This is a genomic window from Paenibacillus taihuensis, from assembly GCF_003386535.1.
Lineage (GTDB): Bacteria > Bacillota > Bacilli > Paenibacillales > Paenibacillaceae > Paenibacillus_Z > Paenibacillus_Z taihuensis.
In genome coordinates this window covers 52,376-72,645 of the sequence record NZ_QTTN01000005.1, presented here as the reverse complement: position 1 = coordinate 72,645, position 20,270 = coordinate 52,376, and the positions used below count along the sequence as shown (strand labels likewise).

Genomic DNA, 20,270 nt, shown 5'->3' with positions numbered 1-20,270 from the left:
AATCTATCTATGTATAACGTTCGCGTTTCTTACGATTCAAGCTATTTTCTCAAGCGTATACTAATTTCAACGGGGCAACAACTGCTTACGCGAGGATTTAGATGATTTTTATAAGAGGGATTGCAGGTTGATGGAATTTCCCTTACCTTGCAACCTTCTCACAGCAGCGAAAGTCTTATACAGTAACAAGACCACTGTGAGGAGGATTTCTTGCATGATTCAAGCTAGCCTACGAAAGCTTAGTTTGGCTGCTATTCTACTGGCAGGGAGCGGCGCACTCGCCTTGCCCGCTGCGATAGCTGCACCAACCGTTGTCGATGACGATCCAGACTCCGTTATCACCTTTCAGACGCAAGATATTCAGGCTGTTCATATGAGGCATTCCGATATGGTCTATGTGCCCCTATTCGGCTCGCGCACGGAAGACCAGCCTTCGTTAGAGAGGGTCGCCGTCATTATGGAGCGCCTGCTCAGCAAGGCCAAGCCGGATACGGAATCAGCGTCGATAGACAGTCAAAATGTCTATTTTATGACCAAAATCAACGTCACGTTAGCGGATGGCGGCACATTCATCATCTTGATTGGCGGAGCAGATAAGCTTTACTTCGACTATGGTGGCAGTAACTACATGGCTCAGGACGCCGCAGCTGTGAAAGAACTGAACAGCCTGCTCGTAGAGCCGGACCAAACCTACTACAGCACTTCGAACCCGCAGATTGGGAAGTCCATTCACATCAAAGGCAACGATGCTTCCAGCGAGCAAGGCGTCATTCGCATCTTTGCTAATGAGAATGGGAGCTTTGGCGGCGGGCTGACCTCGGCGAACGGCGTACTTTACCCTTCCCGCCAAGCGCTGCTCATCTATGAAGCGCCGATTATGCAGGGACGTTACGACTTGACCTTCACGATGCCTGCTTATGGGAAGGCATTCGATGGTTCTCTTAAACCGGTAAGCCTCGGCAAAAGCTGGCTCTACTACGACACAGGCGGCCTAGCGAGCATGAAGGAAGTGACAATCACAGCACCATCCAAGCCTATGCTCTCGATAAACGGGGTGCCAGTGACGGGCGCCGGGCTGCAGCCGGTCGTTCAGAACGGCGTCATGCTACTGCCGATGAGGGCACTAGCCGACGCGCTCGAATGGCCGGTCATGTGGGACGCCGAACACAAGGCGGCGCTGCTCGGGGCGGTTCAGCCGGGCAAAAGCGTATGGGCTGCTAACAACGGAAGCAGCCTCTCCGTCTGGGTGAACGGGAAGCCGCTAAGCGGCGCAGGCTCGAAGCCGGTGCTGCTGCATAACGCGGTCTACTTGCCTCTGCGCGCCACGGCGACGGCGTTCGGCAGCGCCGTCGATTGGACGCAGACGGTACGCAGTGCCAACTTAACCGTGAAGCCGCTCCTGTTATCTCCGGAGAAGTACGCTGCAGATTCGCGGAAACTCGCCGCTGCGAAAAGCATTAACGCCTATGTGAGCGCTATGAACAGCCGCGATCTGACGACGTTGAAGACGCTGTTCGCGAAGGATCGTCTTGTATGGCCGGCTTTCGAAGCGATCGGGCAGCAGCTCATTACCGGCGTGAAGATCGCGTCATTCCAGGATCGTCCGGGCAACGCGCTGCTTGCCGAGGTGACGTTCACGTATTTGTTCGACCCGAATGGTCAGAAGCTAGGTGGTCGCGGCATCGTATTCGTGCAGGAGAATGGCGCGTGGAAGATTGCCGACGTGGACTAGATAATAAAGAGCCGCCCATTCGGAGGCATTTCGCCTCTTCGTGAACGGCTCTTCTTTGCTTAATGGCCGCTTGCCTGCGTTGCAATCTGCCAGCGTACCCCGAATTTATCCATCACTCGGCCGAACATCGTGCCCCAGAACATGCGCTCGAATGGCATCATGATTTTGCCGCCTTCCGCCAGCTTGTTGAACACGGACCCTGCCTCTTCATCCGTCTCGAACTCCAGCGTCAGATCAAGTCCGTTGCCGCGCTCGACCGGTCCGGTGTCCGCCATATAGAATAGCTGATCGGCAGCCTGCAGCACGAGATGCATCACGCCATCCTTCCCGTCTTTGGCCGCGCCGGGCATTTCGTTGTATGTTTGAATGCTCAGGATCTCGCCCCCGAGCGCCTCCGCGTAGAAGTTCGCCTGCTCTCTTGCGTTATCGGAATAAATGTATGGACGAAGCTTGGCCATCTGTATTTGTCCTCCTTATGAGAAGTTGCCATAAGCTGCACGAGTACCAGTGTAGCAAAATGGAGGGCGGCAATAAAGGCAGGCTACCTGACGGCATTGGAGACCCGTGCTGGTTGAGGCTGCGATTCCGCGTGAGAGAGCCATATTGGATCTCTCAGCTAGGTTTTGAGGCGGCTTTGCTACTGAAAGAGCCATATTGGGTCTCTCAGCTGCCAAAGACGCTAGTTTGGGGCTCCGGTTCTGCGTGAGAGAGTCGTATTGGATCTCCCAGCTAGGTTTTACGGCGGTTTTGCTACTGAGAGAGCCATATTGGCTCTCTCAGCTGCCGGGGATGCAGATCTGGGCGAACCGGGGACGCCAACTCGGATACAGTGTCGTTGTGAAAGAGGGTTTTTCCGCTCTCACGTAAGTTTATAGGGTCCTGCATGTTCCGAGAGCGGGTTTTCCCTCTCTCAGGAGCCGTTTTCGGCGGATTTGCCGCTTTTCATACGGCGAGAGAGGATTTCCCCTCTCTCGCTTGTCCATTGTGGGTTCAATGCACTCCGAGAGCGGGTTTTCCCGCTTTCAGCTGCAGAACCGCCGAAATTACGCGCCGCTGCGCGTGATCCAGAACCGCTTCACGACATTGCCGTGCGCCTCGGTGAAGCTGGACTCGTATTGGCCGCCGCAGCGTACGATCGTCCGCTCCGAGCCGATATTGCCGTCGTCGCAGCAGACGAGCACCTCACGTATGCCGAGCGCATCTGTCTCTTGCAGCGCTTGCTCGAGGATCCGGGTCGCGTAGCCTTTGCGCCGTTCGGACGGGATGACGCCGTAGCCGATGTGACCGCCGCTTTCGAGTAATTTTTGATTGAGCCTATGACGGATGTTGGCTGCACCGACCACTTTGCCCTCGTCGTCGACCAGCCAGTACGTCGAGTGCGGCACCCAGCCTTCGCTCACCTTCTCCTCTAGACAAGCCTCGTTCAGGTGACGAACATAAGCGTCAAAATCGCTCGGATCCAGACTGACCACCCACGGCACAATATCTTCCCCGCTCAAGTTCCATTCCCGGTAGAACGTCATGTACGCTTCCTTCAGCTCTGTCGAAGGTTTCACTAAATAAGCCATATCCACTGCTCCTTTCGGCAACCGGCCTTTAGAATCTTAAATAACTGGATTTTTCCAGTTATTTAAACGCGATTGCAGCGTTCCGACCGAAATAACTGGATTTTTCCATTTATCCATAATGCGCTCTTCTTCACAAAAAAAGACAAGGCACCGTAACGTTCACTTGTGCCTTGCCTTGAAGCTCACTTCCAACCGTTAGCGCGACCGACCGCGCTGCGGACGACCGCCTGCGCCTGGCTTGCCCCCGCCGGAGCGACCGCCGCCGCCTGGACGACCACCGCCGCTGCCACCGCGACTCCGCTCGCCGCTGCCACCGGAGCGACCGCCGGCACTACCGCCGCGGCCGCGCTCGCCGCTGCCCGGGAACTGCGGCGCGCCGCCCGCACGCGCACTGCCGCCGCGCGGCGCAGAACTGCCCGCTCCGCGGCCCCGCGCGCTTTCGCCGCGGCTGCGGCCCGCACCAGCTTCGCGCGCGCTGCCGCCTGCGCCTTCCTCGCGCGCCGGCGTGCTATAGCGCGTGCGCCCGCCGCGCGCAGCGGACTCGCCGCCGCCGCTGCGTGCGCCCGCCGCGCCGCCACGGCCGCGCGGCGATTCCGATCTCGCCGCCGCGCCCCATTGCGGCGACTCCGCGTCACGCGCCGCATCGCGACCCGCGCCGCGCTTCGCCGCGGCCCCATAGGCTCCGCCGCCTGTGGAACGCTTCTCGCCGCCTGCTGCGCCGCGGCCGCTGCGACTTGCTCCGGCTTCGCCGCGACCGCCGCGGCCCGCTCCGCCTGAGCGTCCGCCCGAACGGCCGCCGCCTGCGCCTCTGCGACCTTCACCGCTGCCGCTTCGGCCTTCGCCGCGGCGGCTGCCTTCGCCGCGCTCGCGCTTGTCAGCCTGCTTGATCGCTTCGCGAACAACAGCTACGCCGCCGCGGCTGTTCTCCCGCGGGATCGTCTGCTGGATGCCTCTCTCGATGGCAGCCAACTCCAGACGATCATGCGGCGACACAAGGGTAATCGCAATTCCGTCTTCGCCCGCGCGGCCCGTACGGCCGATACGGTGAATGTAGCCCTCCGCATTTTCCGGAATGTCATAGTTGAACACATGCGTCACGCCTTCAACGTCAAGACCGCGCGCCGCTACGTCCGTCGCGACAAGCAAGTGCAGCTTCGCTTCGCGGAACCGCTTCATCACTTGCTCGCGCTTCGCTTGCGACAGGTCGCCGTGCAGCTCGTCGCTCACGAAACCATTCTCCTGCAAGTACTCATTCACCGCGCTCGCGCGCTTCTTCGTCCGGACGAAAATAACGCCCAAATACGGGTTATGCTCCTGCAGCAGCCGCTTCAGATGCTCTTCCTTGCCTTTCGCGCTCACTTCCACCGCCAACTGGCGAATCGCCTTCAGCGTCACTTGCGGCGCACGAACTGTAATATCCTTCGGCTCAATCATGAACCGCGCTGCGAGCGAACGGACGCCAGCCGGCATCGTCGCCGAGAACAGCATCGTCTGCTTGCGGTACGGCGTCTGCTTCAGAATTTCCTCGACCTCGGTCAGGAAGCCCATGTGCAGCATTTGGTCCGCCTCGTCGAGCACGAGCATCTTAACCGAACCGAGCGAAATCGTCCCTCTGCGAATATGGTCCAGCAGCCGTCCTGGCGTTGCCACCACGATATGTACCGCACGCTTCAGCTTGCGCAGCTGCGATTCCACGTCCTGACCGCCATACACCGCAAGCACGCTGAATTCCTCCCGCGTCGCAAGGCGCTTCTTCAGCTCCGTCGAAATTTGCAGCGCCAGCTCGCGCGTCGGCGTCAAGATGAGACCTTGAAGCTGATCGCGGTCCGCTCTAATCTTCTCCAGCATCGGAAGCAAAAACGCGAGCGTCTTGCCCGTTCCCGTCTGCGCCTGACAGATGACGTCAGTTCCCTGCAGAATGACCGGTATTGCGCCTTCCTGGATCGGCGTCGCCTCGTGTATCCCTTCATTCCGAAGCGATTGCGCCCGCTCCTTGCCAATACCTAATTGTTCAAAATCTGCCAATACATCCACCTCATTTATGTTTACAAGCCTACCCGTTCGAAATGAAACGAAGCCGTCTCCCCATCTCGGCGGCGGCTGCATGTTCACTCATGTAAAAATCCGGCATTCCTATCGTACCACATTCCGAAGCCGTTCATGTACTTCTTACTGCTCGCCGTAAGGCGTTTTCTGATAAAAATAGTTCGGTTTCTGCTCCAAATCCTCATATCGCGTATGAAAAACAGCCGTCGTCGCCGGAGACAGCGGCGGAATGAGCCATGACCATCGTCCGGTTGGAATGCGGCCATTCTGCCGCTCCCGCTCCGCAAACAAGCTGAACTGCTTGCTCGCCGTATGGTGATCGACAATCGTGACCCCTTTACCCTTGAAAGAGTGCAGTACCGCTACGTTCAGCTCCACAAGCGCTCGATCGCGCCACAGTGTCGATTCCCGGCTCGTATCGAGTCCCATCAGCGCCCCGACCTGCGGCAGCATGTTGTAACGGAATGGGTCCGCCAGATTGCGCGCGCCGATCTCCGTGCCCATATACCAGCCGTTGAATGGCGCCGCCGTATAGTGAAGGCCGCCGATTTCAAGCCGCATGTTGCTGACAAAAGGAACGCCGTACCACCTCAGCCCAAGCTGCTCTATAGCAGGCAGCTCCGGATGGGTCAGCGGCACCTCGAGGACGAGCTCAACGGGAATCTCGAACCACTCCGGCGGTTCTTGTCCGAGCTGCACCACAAGCGGAAGCACGTCGAAAGCCGTCTCTCGGCCGCGCCAGCCGAGCCCTTGGCACACTCGTGTCAGTTCGAGCGATACCGGATCGCCGAGTACGGTACCGTCCTCTCGCTCGTAGCCCGCATAACGAACCAGCTGATCATTCCACAGCCGAATGCGCGGCTTGTCCGGGTCGAGTGTCGGACTGAAAACCGTAATCGTCGGCAAGATTTTGCCGCCGTTCGTGGCATATTCCATATGGCTGAACACAGCCCGGGCAACATCGGCCGCGGTCTGCGCGCTTCGCGCATCCTGCACGATCAGCGAGTCCCAGAACAACCGCCCGATGCAGCGGTTGCTGTTACGCCAAGCGAGCTTCGCACCATAGGCAAGCTCTTCCGGTGTGTGCGTATAAGTGCCGGTCGCCTCGATTTCGCTCGCGATTTGGCTCAGCCTTGCAGCGATCTCCTTATCCGCAATGGCGAGCTCGCTGCCATACTGCCTCAGGTAGGCTTCGGCCTCTTGAAGCAGCTGACTGGCGCTGGTCACCGCGGTGACTGTGTGATTGATCAAATGCGTGTTCATCATGATGAAATAGATCCCTGCCTTGCTTCGATAGATGGTGCTATTATACCGAACTTGGGACGCAATTGCTGTGACGCATCTGTGTGGATTCGCGCGTGGAGGAATTCAGGCTATCATTTGACAGGCGAAATGGTTTGCAGTGAGGATTCACGTACGACGAGACGATGCGGGATGATTTGGCGCGTGAGGATCGGCTCCTGGCTGATCATGCGCAGCACCATCTGGGAAGCGGTATAGCCGAGTTGATAGGTACCGATGTCCATGCTCGTGATTGGCGGCATCGTAAGCTCGGAGAGCTGCAGGTTATTAAAGCTGACGATCGCAACATCCTGTGGGATGCGATAGCCGAGTTCCGTCAAGCCCTTCAGCACGCCGAAAGCGACGACGTCATCGATGACGACAAGCGCGGTTGGCGGCTCGGGCTGAGACATAATGGAGGCCATGGCGCGATAGCCGCTTTCAAGCAGAAATTCACCTTCAACGACCCAAGTCTGCTTAAAGGGCAGTCCGGCTTCGGACAACGCTTTCTTATATCCTGCCATCCGATCTTGCGAGAGTGCCAGATGCGATGGTCCGCTGACGAATCCGATTCGCCGCTGTCCTTGCGCAATCAAGTGCATCGTCGCATCGTAAGCTGCTTGGAGGTTGTCGGTATCAACAGACGGCACATCCTCGTATTCCATGCTGCGTCCTAGCAGCACATGCGGCATCTTCTCCCGATGCAAGAGCTCAATGATAGGATCGCCGACTCGCGAGTGAAGCAAAATCAAACCGTCCACGCGGCCGCTGCGAACAAGCCTCGTAACGGATTCCAGCTCTTCGCGCTCATTGCCGCTGCCTGCCATCAGCAAGTCATAGCCTGCGCGTGTTAATTGAGCCAGCACGCCGCGGATAAATTCATAGAAGAAGAAGTTAAGCAGCATCTCATCAGCTGGACGAGGAAGCACGATTCCGATGGTCATCGTTGTTTTGGATACGAGACTCTTAGCCATAATGTTCTGATGATAGCCCAGCTCCTCCATCACCTCACGAACCCTCTTGCTTGTTTCGGCGCTGATTCGCGGATGATTCGCCATGACCCTGGACACTGTCGAGGGGGAGACGCCAGCTACTTTGGCCACATCTTTTATCGTTACTGCCATAAGTGGATCGTCCTTTGCTCATTAATCTCTTAATTTAATTTTATATCAACGCGTATTGTGAATACAACATTGTGCAAAGCCGCGCAAACATGGCACAAATGAATGCGCTTTATTGTGCCACTATGAGCACAAATGAACAATTTGCATAAAACCCCAATTTTGTTAGTATACACGAGATAATACAGGATTTTATGAATAAAATGACGGAATTTGAATTGTGCAAACGTTGCACCATTCTAAGTGATTCGAGTACTATGAGGATATGTTTAAAGCGCTTACAAGGTGTTTTGCTAGAGGATTCCTTCTCTTTTTTTGCATATTTGTACAAACGTTTGCGCAAATATGAAAGCGTCATCACCTGCACAACAATGTGCGTGACCACTTAGAGTCGGAGCGATCTAGCAGAACAGACGGGAAGCGCTACACTACAGATAAATTTCAGAATCTGAGAGGGGTCCAGTTTCATGAACAAAAAGAATCTAATGATTATGTCTTCGGTGCTTGCGATGTCGGTCGTCATGTCCGCTTGCGGAGCAAGCAGCGAGAACAACGGCGGCAACAACGCGGCTGCCGACACGACAACGAACACGAGCACGAACGCGAACACCACAAACGCTGCGGATACAACGGATAACGCGGCTAACTCTACGAATGCAGTTACAGAAGAGCTGAAGCCGGAAGAGGGCGCTAAGCTCGTCGTATGGTACTCCGCTTCCGAAAAGCAATTGATCGAAGAAGCTGCGAAAGAATTCAAAGAGAAGTACGGCATCGACGTGGAATACCAAGACGTTGGCCCAGACAAATCGATCGAGAAGATCACTACGGACGGTCCTGCCGGCGTAGGCGCAGACGTATTCCTCGCGGTTCATGACCGTCTCGGCTCTGCAGTTCAAGCAGGCGTTGTTCTGCCGAACGAAGTATTCGCGGAAGAGACGAAGGCGAACAATTCGCAGAAAGCAGTCGACGCTCAAACGATCGACGGCCAGCTGTACGGCTACCCGATGAACGTCGAGACAACAGCTGTGTTCTATAACAAAGACCTCGTGCCAAACGGCGAAGCACCGAAAACATGGGATGAAGTGATCAACTTCGCGAAGACGTATAACGATGCGAAGAACGATAAATACGCCTACATGTGGGAAGCTGGCAACGGCTACTGGAGCTGGGGCATCTTCGGCGGATACGGCTCTTATGTATTCGGCAAGGACGGCACGGATGCGAATGATATCGGTCTGAATAACGAAGGCGGCGTTGAAGCGGCGAAGTTCTTCTCCAGCTTGAAGGATGCGGTTCTGCCAATCAAAGCAGGCGATATCAAAGGCGATATCAAGACAAGCCTGTTCACTTCCGGCAAGCTTGCGATGAACGTTAGCGGTCCTTGGCAGACGCAAGAGTTCAAGAACGGCGTGAAGAACCTTGGCGTTGCTGAATTCCCGACGCTGCCAAACGGTCAGCCAATGATGCCATTCTCCGGCGTTAAAGGCTTCTACGTGAACGCGTACTCCAAATATCCGGTAGCTGCGAACCTGTTCGCAGAGCTTGTTTCTTCGGAGAAATATCAATTGCGCAACTTCGAGCTTTTCGGCACGCTGCCTTCCAACAACAATGTTATTAATAACGAGAAAGTAAGCAGCGATCCATTCGCAAGCGTGTTCCTGAAGCAGTTCAACAACTCCACGCCAATGCCGAAGATCGCTGAAATGAACGCATTCTGGTCCACGCAGGAAGCGGTTCTCACTTCCCTGTGGAACGACAAAGCGGATGCGAAAGCAACAATGGACGACTGGTCCAAGAAAATGAAAGACGCAAGCGCAACATCGAAATAATAACCTATAACGAATAGAAACCAAAACCATCCACCCGCCGTGCTACGGCGGGTGGATGGCTTACTAAGGAAGGGGTCGGATCAGCTTGAATCGACACGCAAGAGCGGCTGGATGGCTATCCGCGCTGTTCATGGGGCTCGGGCAGCTCTACAATCGGCAATACGTCAAGGGTTTGGTTATGATTCTCGCGCATGCCGCTATCATTTATACAACAGTCGTTAAACTTCCCTCTTATTTGAAGGGGCTTATTACACTAGGCGATAAAGGCGTTCATCTCGAGAAGGTTGGCAAGATGTCGAAGCTCGTTCCGGGCGATCATTCCATCTTTATGTTGATTCACGGCGTTCTTGCCGGGATCGCACTGCTTGTCTTTATCTTCATTTATGTATTGAATATTCGCGACGCGGTAACCATCGGACGCAGACGTGAGCAAGGCGCAAGCCTAAGACCGCTTCAGAACGGCTTATTCCCTTGGATGCTGCTCGCGCTGCCGATTATCGGCGTGCTTGTATTCACGGTCATGCCGATCGTGTTTACATCGCTTATCGCTTTTACCAACTATTCGTCGCCCAATCATATACCTGCTAAAAATTTGGTCGACTGGGTCGGCTTTGACACCTTCCATAAGCTCTTTACTCTCGGCGTATGGAGCAACACCTTCGTCGGCGTCATGACCTGGACATTCATCTGGGCGATTACAGCGACGGTTACTTGTTATTTTGGCGGGATCCTCGTTGCGCTCTTGATCAATCAGGAAGGCATCAAGTTCAAAGGCTTCTGGCGTCTGCTCTTCGTTCTTCCTTATGCGATTCCGCAGTTCGTATCGCTGCTTATCATGAAGAACCTGCTGAATGAGAAATTCGGTCCAATCAACAAATATTTTGAGGCGTTCGGTCTGCAAGGCCTGCCTTGGCTTAACGATCCGTTCTGGGCGAAGGTATCGGTTATCGTCGTGAACATGTGGATTGGCGTTCCGGTTTCCATGATTCTCGTAATGGGTATCTTGACGACGATTCCGAAGGATTTGTATGAGGCTGCCGATGTGGATGGCGCTTCCGGCTGGATGAAATTCCGCAACATTACGCTGCCGTACATCCTGTTCGCGACCGCACCGCTGCTTATTACGCAATTCGCAGGCAATATCAACAACTTCAACGTCATTTACTTGCTTACTGGCGGCGGTCCAGCAACGATTGCGTATAATAACGCCGGCAAGACGGACCTGCTCGTGACATGGCTGTACAAGCTGACACTCGATTTCAACCAGTACAATATCGCAGCATCGATCTCGATTTTGCTGTTCCTGTTTATTGCGGCGCTGTCCATTACGATGTTCGTCCGCACCAGATCGTTCAAAGAGGAGGACATGATTCAATGAAACCGAGACTGCTTATCAGCTATATTTTGCTCGCATTTATCGGCGTCATGTCGCTCTACCCGGCGCTCTGGACGGTTCTCTCCTCCTTCCGGGTCGGCAACTCGCTGTTCAGCGATCATTTCATTCCGCAGACTTGGACGCTTGATCATTATCGCGATCTATTCCGGGCTCGGGCGGACCGCTATATTCCGTATGCGCACTGGTATTGGAACACCTTGCAGGTGGCAACGCTCAGCATGGTCATCGGCACGCTCATTCAGCTGTTAACCGCTTATGCCTTCTCCCGTTTCCGGTTCAGAGGACGCAAAGCGATGATGATGGCGATTATGGTGCTCGGCATGTTCCCAGGATTCCTGAGCATTATGGCGATCTTCGTTCTCCTGAATACGTTTAACCTCCTCGATACGAAATGGGCGCTTATCATCGTATATTCGGCTGGCTCGGCATTAGGTATGTTCGTGGCAAAAGGCTTCTTCGACACGATTCCGCGCAGTCTCGAGGAAGCGGCTAAAATCGACGGCGCAAGCGAAATGACCATCTTCATGCGCATTATCCTGCCGCTATCGCGTCCGATCATTACGTACATTTCATTGATGACGTTCACGGGGGCATGGGTGGACTTCATCTTCGCACGCGCGATTCTGCGCTCGCCGGAGCAATGGACGCTTGCCGTCGGCTTATGGAATCTCGTCGATTCCTACAATAGTACGGAATTCACGCTGTTCGCGGCAGGCTGCGTGCTCGTCGCTATCCCAATCACTTCATTGTACATGTACACGCAGCGGTTCCTTGTGAGCGGCCTGACAGCAGGTGCTTCCAAAGGATGATCCGGCGGCGTTCAGGTACCATGTTAGCTGCGGTTCTTGCAGCAGGCTGTTTGTTGACATCGGCTTGTTCTTCTGGAGGCGGGGATGGGAAGGCGAAGCAGACAAGCAATGCTTTCTATGAAATCTTCGTCCGCTCTTTTGCAGACTCCAATGGCGATGGCATCGGTGATTTGAACGGTGTCACTTCCAAGCTCGATTACGTGAAGTCGCTCGGTGCGGATGGCATCTGGCTTATGCCAATTAATCCATCCCCAAGCTATCACGGCTATGACGTCACGGACTATTACGGCATCAATAATCAATACGGCACGATGGAGGATTTCCAGCGGCTGCTCGCCGAAGCCCACAAGCGGGGCATTCGCGTCATCATGGATCTCGTCCTGAATCATACGAGCTCAGAGCATCCCTGGTTCAAAAACGCGGAATCCGAGGCAAACAGCGAATATCGGGATTGGTACGTATGGGCAAGCAAGCTCGGCGGCGATGTCCCTGCCGATGGGGCGGCTGGGCCCGCACCTTGGCACAAGGTCGGCAGCGATCAATACCTCGGTATTTTCTGGGATGGGATGCCGGATTTGAATTTCGACAATCCGCATGTTCGCGAGGAATTGATCAAGGTCGGTCAGTATTGGTTGAAGAAGGGCGTTGACGGCTTCCGGCTCGATGCGGCCAAACATATTTACGGCGATTTCAAAACAACCGCGAACTCGAAATCGGTTCAGCGGAAGAACCAAGCCTGGTGGCAGCAGTTCCGCGCCGGCTTAAACGAAGTCAATCCGAACGCTTACCTTGTCGGGGAAGTATGGGATACGACGGCCATCGTTGGACCTTATCTGGACAAGGCGCTCAATTCAGCGTTCAATTTCGACCTGGCAGCCCAGATCATTGCGGTTGCAGGTTCTGAAAAGGCGACGGATATCGGCTTTACGCTATCGCGCGTGCATGAATTCTATAGCAAAAACTCCGGCGGCGCGTTCACGGATGCGCCATTCCTGACCAACCACGATCAGGCACGGGTTATGACGGCGCTTCAAGGCAACGTCAATCACGCTCGCATGGCGGCGGCCATGCTGCTGACGCTGCCCGGCAATGCGTTCATCTACTATGGCGAGGAGCTCGGCATGACGGGGAATAAGCCGGATGAGCAAATCCGCGAGCCATTCCCGTGGAGCAGCAAGTCGGACAATTCATCCGTTACAACGTGGGAGCCGAACAATCAAGGCGATATCGCGGTGGATGCCGAGGATAAAGATTCGCATTCGCTGCTCAATACGTATCGCACACTTCTCTCCTGGCGTAAGCAGGAGCCTGCACTTAGAAGCGGTACGATCGCTTCCTATGAGACGGACAATGAATCTGTCGTCTCCTACTTGCGATCAGCTGAAGAGAAAGAAGAAGAAAAAGGGAAAGAGAAAGAGAAACAGCTGCTTGTCCTGCATAACGTGTCAGGCGAGCCGCAAACGGTCGAGCTTCTTGCAGCAACAAAGTCGCAGCCGACTGTGTTCAAGAAGCTGCTTCTTGCAACCGACAAGTCGGCGAAGCTCGAGGGCAGCAAGGTGGTTATTCCCGCTTATTCGAGCGTTGTGTTGAGTCCGTAAGAGGATAGACATTAAGCCAAGTTCAGGCACCGACAGGTTGCCCCGGAGCTTGGCCTTTTTGTTGTATAAGAAGTAATTCCTAGCAAAATGGTTGCTTTTTCTGGAAGAAATTTTCTAAAATGAAGCTATGTGTCACGCCTGCATGGGTGAAAACAAAGGTTGATCATAGAGGAGTGGAGAGAGATGAATCGCTTAGCAACCCCTTTTGCATGGAAAGGCTTGAATTTGAAGAACCGGATCGTAATGGCGCCGATGTGCCAATACTCGGTGGATGCGAAGGACGGCACTCCAAACGAATGGCATTATGTACACTACGTTTCCCGCGCGATTGGCGGCACGGGACTTATTATTATGGAGATGACCGACGTTGAGCCGAACGGCCGCATCACGGACCGCTGCCTCGGCTTATGGTCGGATGAGCAAATTCCGGCTTATCGCCGGATTATTGATGAAGTGCATCGTCATGGTGCCAAAATCGGTATCCAAATTGCCCACGCTGGACGTAAGGCTGAGGATGCGGCAGAGCCAGTCGCGCCATCCGCGATTGCTTTTAACGAGTCGTACCGCAAACCTCGCGCACTTCGTGTGGATGAGATCGAAGCGCTTGTCGTGAAGTTCGGAGAAGCTGCACGCCGCGCCGTAGAAGCAGGCGTCGATACGATTGAGCTCCACGGCGCGCACGGGTACCTGATCCACCAGTTCCACTCGCCAGTGGTGAATAAGCGCGAGGACGAGTATGGCCAGGACCGCGCCAAATTCGGCTGCGAAGTTATCGCCGCCGTGAAGAGCGTTATGCCGGCAGATATGCCGCTCATTATGCGCGTATCTGCTGCGGAGTTCTCTGACGGGGGCTATACCGTCGAAGAGGGCATTGAGATCTTCCGGCGCTACCAGGACGCGGGCGTCGATATGTTCCATGCATCGAGCGGCGGCGAAGCGCCGGTCGGTTCGATTAAACCGGCGATATATGCCGGTTATCAAGTGCCTTTGGCCCGCGCGATGAAAGACGCGCTGGGCGTGCCCGTCATCGCCGTCGGCTTGCTCGACGAGCCGAAGCTGGCGGACGCGACGCTCGCGCATGGCCATGCCGACCTCGTCGCCGTCGCGCGCGGCATGCTGCGCGACCCGTACTGGGCGCTGCATGCGCTGCAAGCGACCGCCGCGAAGGGCGCCGATGCCGCCGAGTGGATCCCGCGCCAGTACCAGCGCGGGTATTGATTTGTGTGGCGGCTGTCGAGGCAGTGCCGGTGAAGCTGGCTGGGCTAGACAGCGATTAGTAAGCAGCATGGGAAGCGTGGTGGTAGCAGTATGAAGGTCAGTAAGAGTAGCGCGGAGCACTATGTGTGGGGCGAGGCGTGCGACGGCTGGCATCTCGTGAAGGATGCGCGACTGAGCGTCATCCACGAGCGCATGCCTGCGGGCACGAGCGAGGTGCGCCACTATCACGAGCAAGCGCGGCAGTTCTTTTTTGTCCTGTCGGGCTCGCTGACAGTTGAAGTGGGCGGCGAGGCAGTTGAGCTCGCGCCGCAGGAAGGCGTAGAGGTTCCACCTCTTACGGCGCACCAAGTGCGGAATCTCTCGGACGAGGCGGCGGAGTTCCTCGTCGTCTCGTCCCCAACAACGCGCGGCGACCGGCATAACGCGTGAAACTGAAAAAAGCTTAGAGTCAGGCATGCTGACTCTAAGCCTTTTTGTATTGTGCGTGGTCCGGCGCTCGCGCAGGTGCTCCCACCTCACAGTTGGGCTCGCACGAAAAAACTCACTCGCCTTTGCCGATCTGAGAGTCGGATTTCCTGACTCTCACGCACGAAATTGCCCGATGCGCACCTCGACAGTCGGATTTTCCGTCTCTCAGTCGGGTTTGCACGGAAAACTAACCCTTTTTGGTATTTGAGAGCGGCTTTTCCCGCTCTCAGCGCCGGAACGGCGCCCACACGCTAACCGCTCAGCGCATTCCGCATCGCGAGAATGAATTTCGCCTCGTCGAGCGGATTGACGCCGCGGCGCGTGCGCGACACGTCGACGTCCGGCGGGCATTCGCGGTAACTGGCGAAGAAGGTCGTGAGCGTGCCGCGCCCCTTCGTCATGGCGCCGAGCCGCGCGGGGAAATCGAGCGTCGTCGCCACCGGCAGCAGCCCCTCGATTTCCATGCGCTCCTGCCGCACCGACGGCGCATCGAATTCGCCGCGCATGACGACGAGCTCGTTCATGATTTTGCCTCCGTACTCCTCCGGCACGGATAACCTAAATCGAAGCATCGGCTCGAGCAGCTTCGTGCCGACATTCGCGAGCCCGTTCATGATGCCCATCGGCGTCGCGATGACAAAATCAAGCGGATGGGTATGCCACACATGATGCTCCCCCTCCACCAAGGTCACGCTCAGGTCGGTGACCTCCCAGCCGCGCAAGCCCTGCTGCAGCGCCTCCGGAGCCCGGCGCGCCACCTCGTTCTGGTAGCTCTCGAGCAGACGCTCGCCTCGCACCAGCGACTTATAGACAAGCCCGCTGCCCCGCTCGCCCGGCTCAATAACAAACCGCAGGATCGCCCAGCATGGCTTCGGCGCCAAATACGCGACGAACCCTTCGCCCGCCGATGCCGGCGTCTCCTTATAGATAACGGACGGTGCGCCGAAGCTCACCGCCAGCTTGAACCGGCTCTGCAGAATGGAGGTCAGCACCTCCATCTGAATCGGGCCCATCACCTTCAGATGAAGCTCCCGCTCATCCTGAAGCCATTGCAAGTCGAGCAGCGGATCCTCGTCCGCCAGCTCTTGAAAAGCCGCCACGACCGCCGGGTACTCCGCGGCGCTCTGCCAATGCACCTGCACCGTCAGCAGCGGCACGGCCAGCTTCATCTCGCCGGGAACAGCTTCGGGATTGCCGATGATATCGCCAATCCGCGCGCGGCTCCACCCATAGACGGCGGCGATATCCCCCGCCTTCAGCACGCCGATGTCCTCGGTCTTCTGCCCGTTCACCCGGCGGATCTGCGTCACTTTATCCTGCAAGTCGCGGCTGTAGTTCAGAACCGTATCCCGGTTGCGGAGCACGCCGCCATACAACCGCACATATGCGATTTTGCCCATGACGGGGTCCCGCTCCATCTTGAAGATGACACCCGACACCGCATCCCCTTCCTTCCCCGATGGTCCCGGCAAGTACGCCACAACCGCATCCATCAGCGCCTCTACGCCAATGCCGCGGCCAGAAGCCCCGAACAGCACCGGGTACAATGCGCATCGATGCACGCCATCAATCAGCCCAGCCGTAAGCCTATCCCTGCCGATCGACTGCCCGTCCAAATAAGCTTCGAGCATATCCTCGTCCTGCTCCGCCACCGCCTCAAGCAGTATCCGGCGATAGGGCTCCGCCCACTCAACCTGAGTAACCGTCCCCTCCACTGACTGCTCGTCCACCACCGAAACCGACCCTCTAAATTCCGCCTCCGCTCCATCAGGCGCCATAATCGGAACCGCCTGCGGCGACATCAGCCGATGAATCTGTCCCAACACTCCCAATGGGTCCGCGCCGATCCGATCCAGCTTGTTCACGTAGATCAGCGTTGGGATCTTAAGGTCGCGAAGCGCCTGCCAAATAATCTCCGTCTGCGCCTGCACGCCTTCTACCGCCGAAACGATCAGCACCGCGCCGTCCATCACTCGCAGCGACCGCTCTACTTCAGATAGAAAATCGACATGCCCCGGCGTGTCGACCAGATTGATCGGCGTCTCCTTCCACGTCAGCCGCGTCACCGCAGCCCGCACCGAAATGCCCCGCTCCCGCTCGACATCGAGCCAATCCGTCTGCGTCGTTCCCGTATCTACGCTGCCGAGCGACCTAATGTGGCCGCTAAGATAAAGCATCTGCTCCGTCGTCGTCGTCTTCCCCGCATCAACATGGGCGAAGATGCCGACATTGCGCAAGTTCTGCTGCTCCGCGCTCATCGTAAGCCATTCCCCTCTTATACGTCAGTTCTTGTTATCGTAGAAAATATGCTCCGCCGACTTTACCTTGCCGCCCTCGATCACTAATACGCCAAACGAGTACTGTGCCTGCCTTCTCTTATCCGTAGGCGAACCCGGGTTAAACATAAGCACCCCGTTCAGTTCCTTCTTCAGAGGAACATGCGAGTGGCCGAACACAACAATGTCAGCCTGATCCTTTGCAAAAGCCCGATACGCATTCAGCTCCGTATCCGACCGGCCGCCCGTCCCTTGATGCCCATGAACGAGCCCGACCCGCACGCCCTCAATCTCCAGCAGCTTACGCCAGCCGAGCTTCGCGATGATATCGCTGCCGTCATTATTGCCCGCCACGCCTTCTGTTCGGGCATAGCTCTCTAGCATTTCCAGCACCGACAGCGTCATCCAATCACCTGCGTGCAGGATGGCATCCGCGCTCATCAGCTCCTCAACCAGCCGCTCCGGCAGCTTCTTCGCCATCCGTGTCATATGAGTATCCGAAACAACGACCACCTTCATGTCGTCCTCAGCTCCTTCTCTTTTACCGCTTTCTCTCATTATTGAGCAAAAGCATCCGCTATTCAATCCCATTATCTTTTACATAAACCTCACACATATAGCTGAACACAGCGAATAACCCCAATTTTTCGCGGACGAACTATAAAATCCTATCAATAAGGCTTGTCTTTGTGTTAGATTATATTACATATACGTTTAGAGTTTTCAAAGATTGTCTCGGAAAAGGAGCGATGCCCCTTGATCCACATTAGACGCTATTCCCAAGCCGACCATGATGACATCTGGCAGCTGCATCTGCTTGTCATATCCGCAGCAGGTGTAGAGCCAACGCATGAGCATTACCATGATATATTTCAGATTGAAGAGCAGTATCTCAGCAGCGGCGGCGACTTTATCGTCGGGACGAATGCCAATGGGGTTGTTGTTGCGATGGGCGGGCTGAAGAAACTCGATGAGTATACGGCGGAGATCAAACGGCTGCGCGTTCATCCCGACTATCAGCAGAACGGCTACGGCCAGCGCTTGCTGACGAAACTGGAAGAGAGGGCGAAAGAGCTCGGCTTCCGGCATATCTATCTTGATGCCCTCACCAACCAGCTCGGAGCCAAGAAGCTATTCCTCAATAACGGCTACGCGCATCGCGGCGCCAGCGTCATTGATGGCTTCTGGATAAACGTATATGAGAAACCGCTAGCATAGACCACCGAATACTTTTTTTTAAAAATAATCAATTTCAGCTCAAACCGATATGGGCTCTCCATCGTTACCTCCTAATGACAGCCACTTTAAAGGAGGATATGACGAATGAAGAGAACGAGGTTTGGGCTTTTTTTGCTTGCATTCACCTTATGCTTATCTTTGATGATTCCCGTACTTAGTGCTTCCGCAGAGGAAGAGATGAACGTTGCGGCAACCGATGCCGAAGCAGCTGCGAAGCTCGGCCTGCTTATTGGCGACGGCAATGGCGTATCGAACGACTATCTGGGCAAAATGTCCACGCGCCTTCAGGCCGCAATCATCTCCCTGCGCCTTCAAGGCAAGCTGCAGGATGCGCTTGCTTACACAGGCACGGATAATTTCGCGGACGCTACACAAGTAGGCACGGCGAATAAGCCCGTACTCGCTTACCTGAAAGCACACGCGGAGCTCGGCTGGAACGGCATCGGCGGCGGCAAGTTCGATCCGCTTGAGATGATCAGCGCGCAGCAGTTCTACAAAGTGCTGCTCGAGGCGCTTGGTTACAAGTCCGGCACGGATTACAAGTATGCGGATACGATCTCTTTTGCGGCGGGCAAGGGTCTCACGCAAATCGCAGGCGTATCGATGCTGACGAACAACGATATCGCAACAGCACTGATCGAGTCCCTCAATGGAAAGACACCTGCGGGCATGACGCTGTTCGCGCAGCTGCAAGACCGCGGCGTCATTGCTAAAACCGCTGTGCAGCCTAGCGGCACGCGCATCGGACTTGGCAAGAACGCGAAGCTCGGCACATACCTGACTGACAGCGCAGGCCGCACGCTCTACTATTTCACGAAGGATGCTGCGAATCTGGAGTCGTGCCAAGGTCAATGTTTGACCGCTTGGCCGATCTTCTACGCCGACAAGCTGCAAATTCCGTCCTCGATGAACGCGGACGATTTCGGCGTCTATAAACGTGCGGATGGTACGGAGCAGACAACGTATAAAGGCTGGCCGCTGTACTATTTTGCCAAAGATATGGCTGCTGGTGACGTGAACGGTGAAGCCGTCGGCGTCGTTTGGTTCGTAGCGAAACAAGACTATGCCGCTATGGTCGGCACTTCCGCGACGCTCGGCAACTACCTGACAGACGAGAATGGCCGCACGCTGTACTATTTTGACAAAGATACAATGAATAAGAGCGTCTGCGAAGGCACTTGCTTGGCGAACTGGCCGGCATATCTCGCGAAAGGAAGCAGCGCGCCGACTGGCGTAGCTAGCTCCGACTTCGGAACGATTACACGCGCTGACGGCAGCAAGCAAACGACGTACAAAGGCTATCCGCTGTACTACTTCATCAAGGATGTGAAGCACGGCGACGCAGTTGGGCAAGGCGTGGGCAACGTCTGGTACGTGGTTGATCCAGCGAAATTCACAGGTACGACGGCAGGAGCAGCAGCGCCTGCAGTGAAGACGTATCACATCGATATCAAGGATTACTCCTTCGGCACAGGTCCGCTTACAGTCGAAGCCGGATCGCAAATCGTGTTCACGAATTTCGATGATATGGAGCACAACGCAGTTGCCGTAGACGGAAGCTTCAAGCTGCCGCTTATGAAGAAAGGCGAATCGCACACGATTACGCTGACGAAGCCGGGCACTTACGATTACTATTGCGAGCCGCACAAGAAGTTCATGACTGGCCAAATTATTGTAAAGTGAGTGAAT

Annotated in this window: 16 protein-coding genes; 9 read left to right on the top strand and 7 right to left on the bottom strand. The window is 55.7% G+C overall.

All coding sequences use genetic code 11. From position 1 onward, the window contains the following. The first annotated feature begins 214 nt into the window (after positions 1-214). Positions 215-1,732, top strand: coding sequence for a stalk domain-containing protein (locus A8990_RS06015; protein WP_181909424.1), 1,518 nt, complete (start codon positions 215-217; stop codon positions 1,730-1,732). Between the two features lie 59 nt (positions 1,733-1,791). On the opposite strand, the gene A8990_RS06010 is transcribed toward A8990_RS06015, so the two are convergent. The 5 genes from A8990_RS06010 to A8990_RS05990 all read right to left on the bottom strand — a co-directional run bounded on the left by A8990_RS06010 (position 1,792) and on the right by A8990_RS05990 (position 7,751). Further along, the gene (locus A8990_RS06010) at positions 1,792-2,190 is read right to left on the bottom strand and encodes a VOC family protein (protein WP_116188114.1); all 399 of its coding nucleotides are present in this window, start codon (positions 2,188-2,190) and stop codon (positions 1,792-1,794) included. A 585-nt stretch (positions 2,191-2,775) separates the two neighbouring features. After that, on the bottom strand, positions 2,776-3,300 hold the full coding sequence (locus A8990_RS06005; RefSeq protein WP_116188113.1) for a GNAT family N-acetyltransferase: 525 nt from the start codon (positions 3,298-3,300) through the stop codon (positions 2,776-2,778). A 195-nt stretch (positions 3,301-3,495) separates the two neighbouring features. After that, on the bottom strand, positions 3,496-5,334 hold the full coding sequence (locus A8990_RS06000; RefSeq protein ID WP_425463887.1) for a DEAD/DEAH box helicase: 1,839 nt from the start codon (positions 5,332-5,334) through the stop codon (positions 3,496-3,498). Between the two features lie 135 nt (positions 5,335-5,469). Next, on the bottom strand, positions 5,470-6,573 hold the full coding sequence (locus tag A8990_RS05995; protein ID WP_425463886.1) for a nitric oxide synthase oxygenase: 1,104 nt from the start codon (positions 6,571-6,573) through the stop codon (positions 5,470-5,472). Positions 6,574-6,722: 149 nt separating this feature from the next. Further along, positions 6,723-7,751 carry a LacI family DNA-binding transcriptional regulator gene (locus A8990_RS05990; RefSeq protein WP_116188111.1) on the bottom strand — a complete coding sequence of 343 codons (1,029 nt, stop codon included), beginning with the start codon at positions 7,749-7,751 and terminating at the stop codon, positions 6,723-6,725. A 464-nt stretch (positions 7,752-8,215) separates the two neighbouring features. On the opposite strand from A8990_RS05990, the gene A8990_RS05985 reads away from it, so the two are divergent. From A8990_RS05985 to A8990_RS05960, 6 genes are all read left to right on the top strand, one after another. Further along, positions 8,216-9,577 carry a sugar ABC transporter substrate-binding protein gene (locus A8990_RS05985; protein WP_116188110.1) on the top strand — a complete coding sequence of 454 codons (1,362 nt, stop codon included), beginning with the start codon at positions 8,216-8,218 and terminating at the stop codon, positions 9,575-9,577. Between the two features lie 85 nt (positions 9,578-9,662). Next, on the top strand, positions 9,663-10,955 hold the full coding sequence (locus A8990_RS05980) for a sugar ABC transporter permease (RefSeq protein ID WP_245995863.1): 1,293 nt from the start codon (positions 9,663-9,665) through the stop codon (positions 10,953-10,955). After that, on the top strand, positions 10,952-11,782 hold the full coding sequence (locus tag A8990_RS05975; protein ID WP_116188109.1) for a sugar ABC transporter permease: 831 nt from the start codon (positions 10,952-10,954) through the stop codon (positions 11,780-11,782). Before A8990_RS05980 ends, A8990_RS05975 begins: the two co-directional genes overlap by 4 nt. Continuing rightward, a complete protein-coding gene (locus tag A8990_RS05970) occupies positions 11,779-13,380 on the top strand; it encodes an alpha-amylase family glycosyl hydrolase (RefSeq protein ID WP_116188108.1) in 1,602 nt (533 codons plus the stop codon). The genes A8990_RS05975 and A8990_RS05970 overlap by 4 nt, the downstream gene beginning before the upstream one ends. 183 nt (positions 13,381-13,563) lie before the next feature. Continuing rightward, positions 13,564-14,598, top strand: a complete 1,035-nt coding sequence (locus A8990_RS05965) for an NADH:flavin oxidoreductase/NADH oxidase (protein ID WP_116188107.1) — start codon at positions 13,564-13,566, stop codon at positions 14,596-14,598. 90 nt (positions 14,599-14,688) lie between these two features. After that, positions 14,689-15,027 carry a cupin domain-containing protein gene (locus A8990_RS05960; RefSeq protein ID WP_116188106.1) on the top strand — a complete coding sequence of 113 codons (339 nt, stop codon included), beginning with the start codon at positions 14,689-14,691 and terminating at the stop codon, positions 15,025-15,027. Positions 15,028-15,317: 290 nt separating this feature from the next. On the opposite strand, the gene A8990_RS05955 is transcribed toward A8990_RS05960, so the two are convergent. Both A8990_RS05955 and A8990_RS05950 read right to left on the bottom strand, forming a co-directional pair. Next, the gene (locus tag A8990_RS05955; protein ID WP_116188105.1) at positions 15,318-17,324 is read right to left on the bottom strand and encodes a GTP-binding protein; all 2,007 of its coding nucleotides are present in this window, start codon (positions 17,322-17,324) and stop codon (positions 15,318-15,320) included. Between the two features lie 24 nt (positions 17,325-17,348). Continuing rightward, positions 17,349-17,861 (bottom strand): metallophosphoesterase family protein, encoded by a 513-nt coding sequence (locus tag A8990_RS05950; protein WP_116188104.1) that lies wholly within the window; start codon positions 17,859-17,861, stop codon positions 17,349-17,351. 237 nt (positions 17,862-18,098) lie between these two features. Here A8990_RS05950 and A8990_RS05945 point away from each other — a divergent pair, with 237 nt between their 5' ends. Both A8990_RS05945 and A8990_RS05940 read left to right on the top strand, forming a co-directional pair. Continuing rightward, the gene (locus A8990_RS05945; protein ID WP_181909423.1) at positions 18,099-18,560 is read left to right on the top strand and encodes a GNAT family N-acetyltransferase; all 462 of its coding nucleotides are present in this window, start codon (positions 18,099-18,101) and stop codon (positions 18,558-18,560) included. Positions 18,561-18,665: 105 nt separating this feature from the next. After that, positions 18,666-20,264 carry a plastocyanin/azurin family copper-binding protein gene (locus A8990_RS05940; RefSeq protein WP_116188102.1) on the top strand — a complete coding sequence of 533 codons (1,599 nt, stop codon included), beginning with the start codon at positions 18,666-18,668 and terminating at the stop codon, positions 20,262-20,264. Positions 20,265-20,270 lie beyond the last annotated feature (6 nt).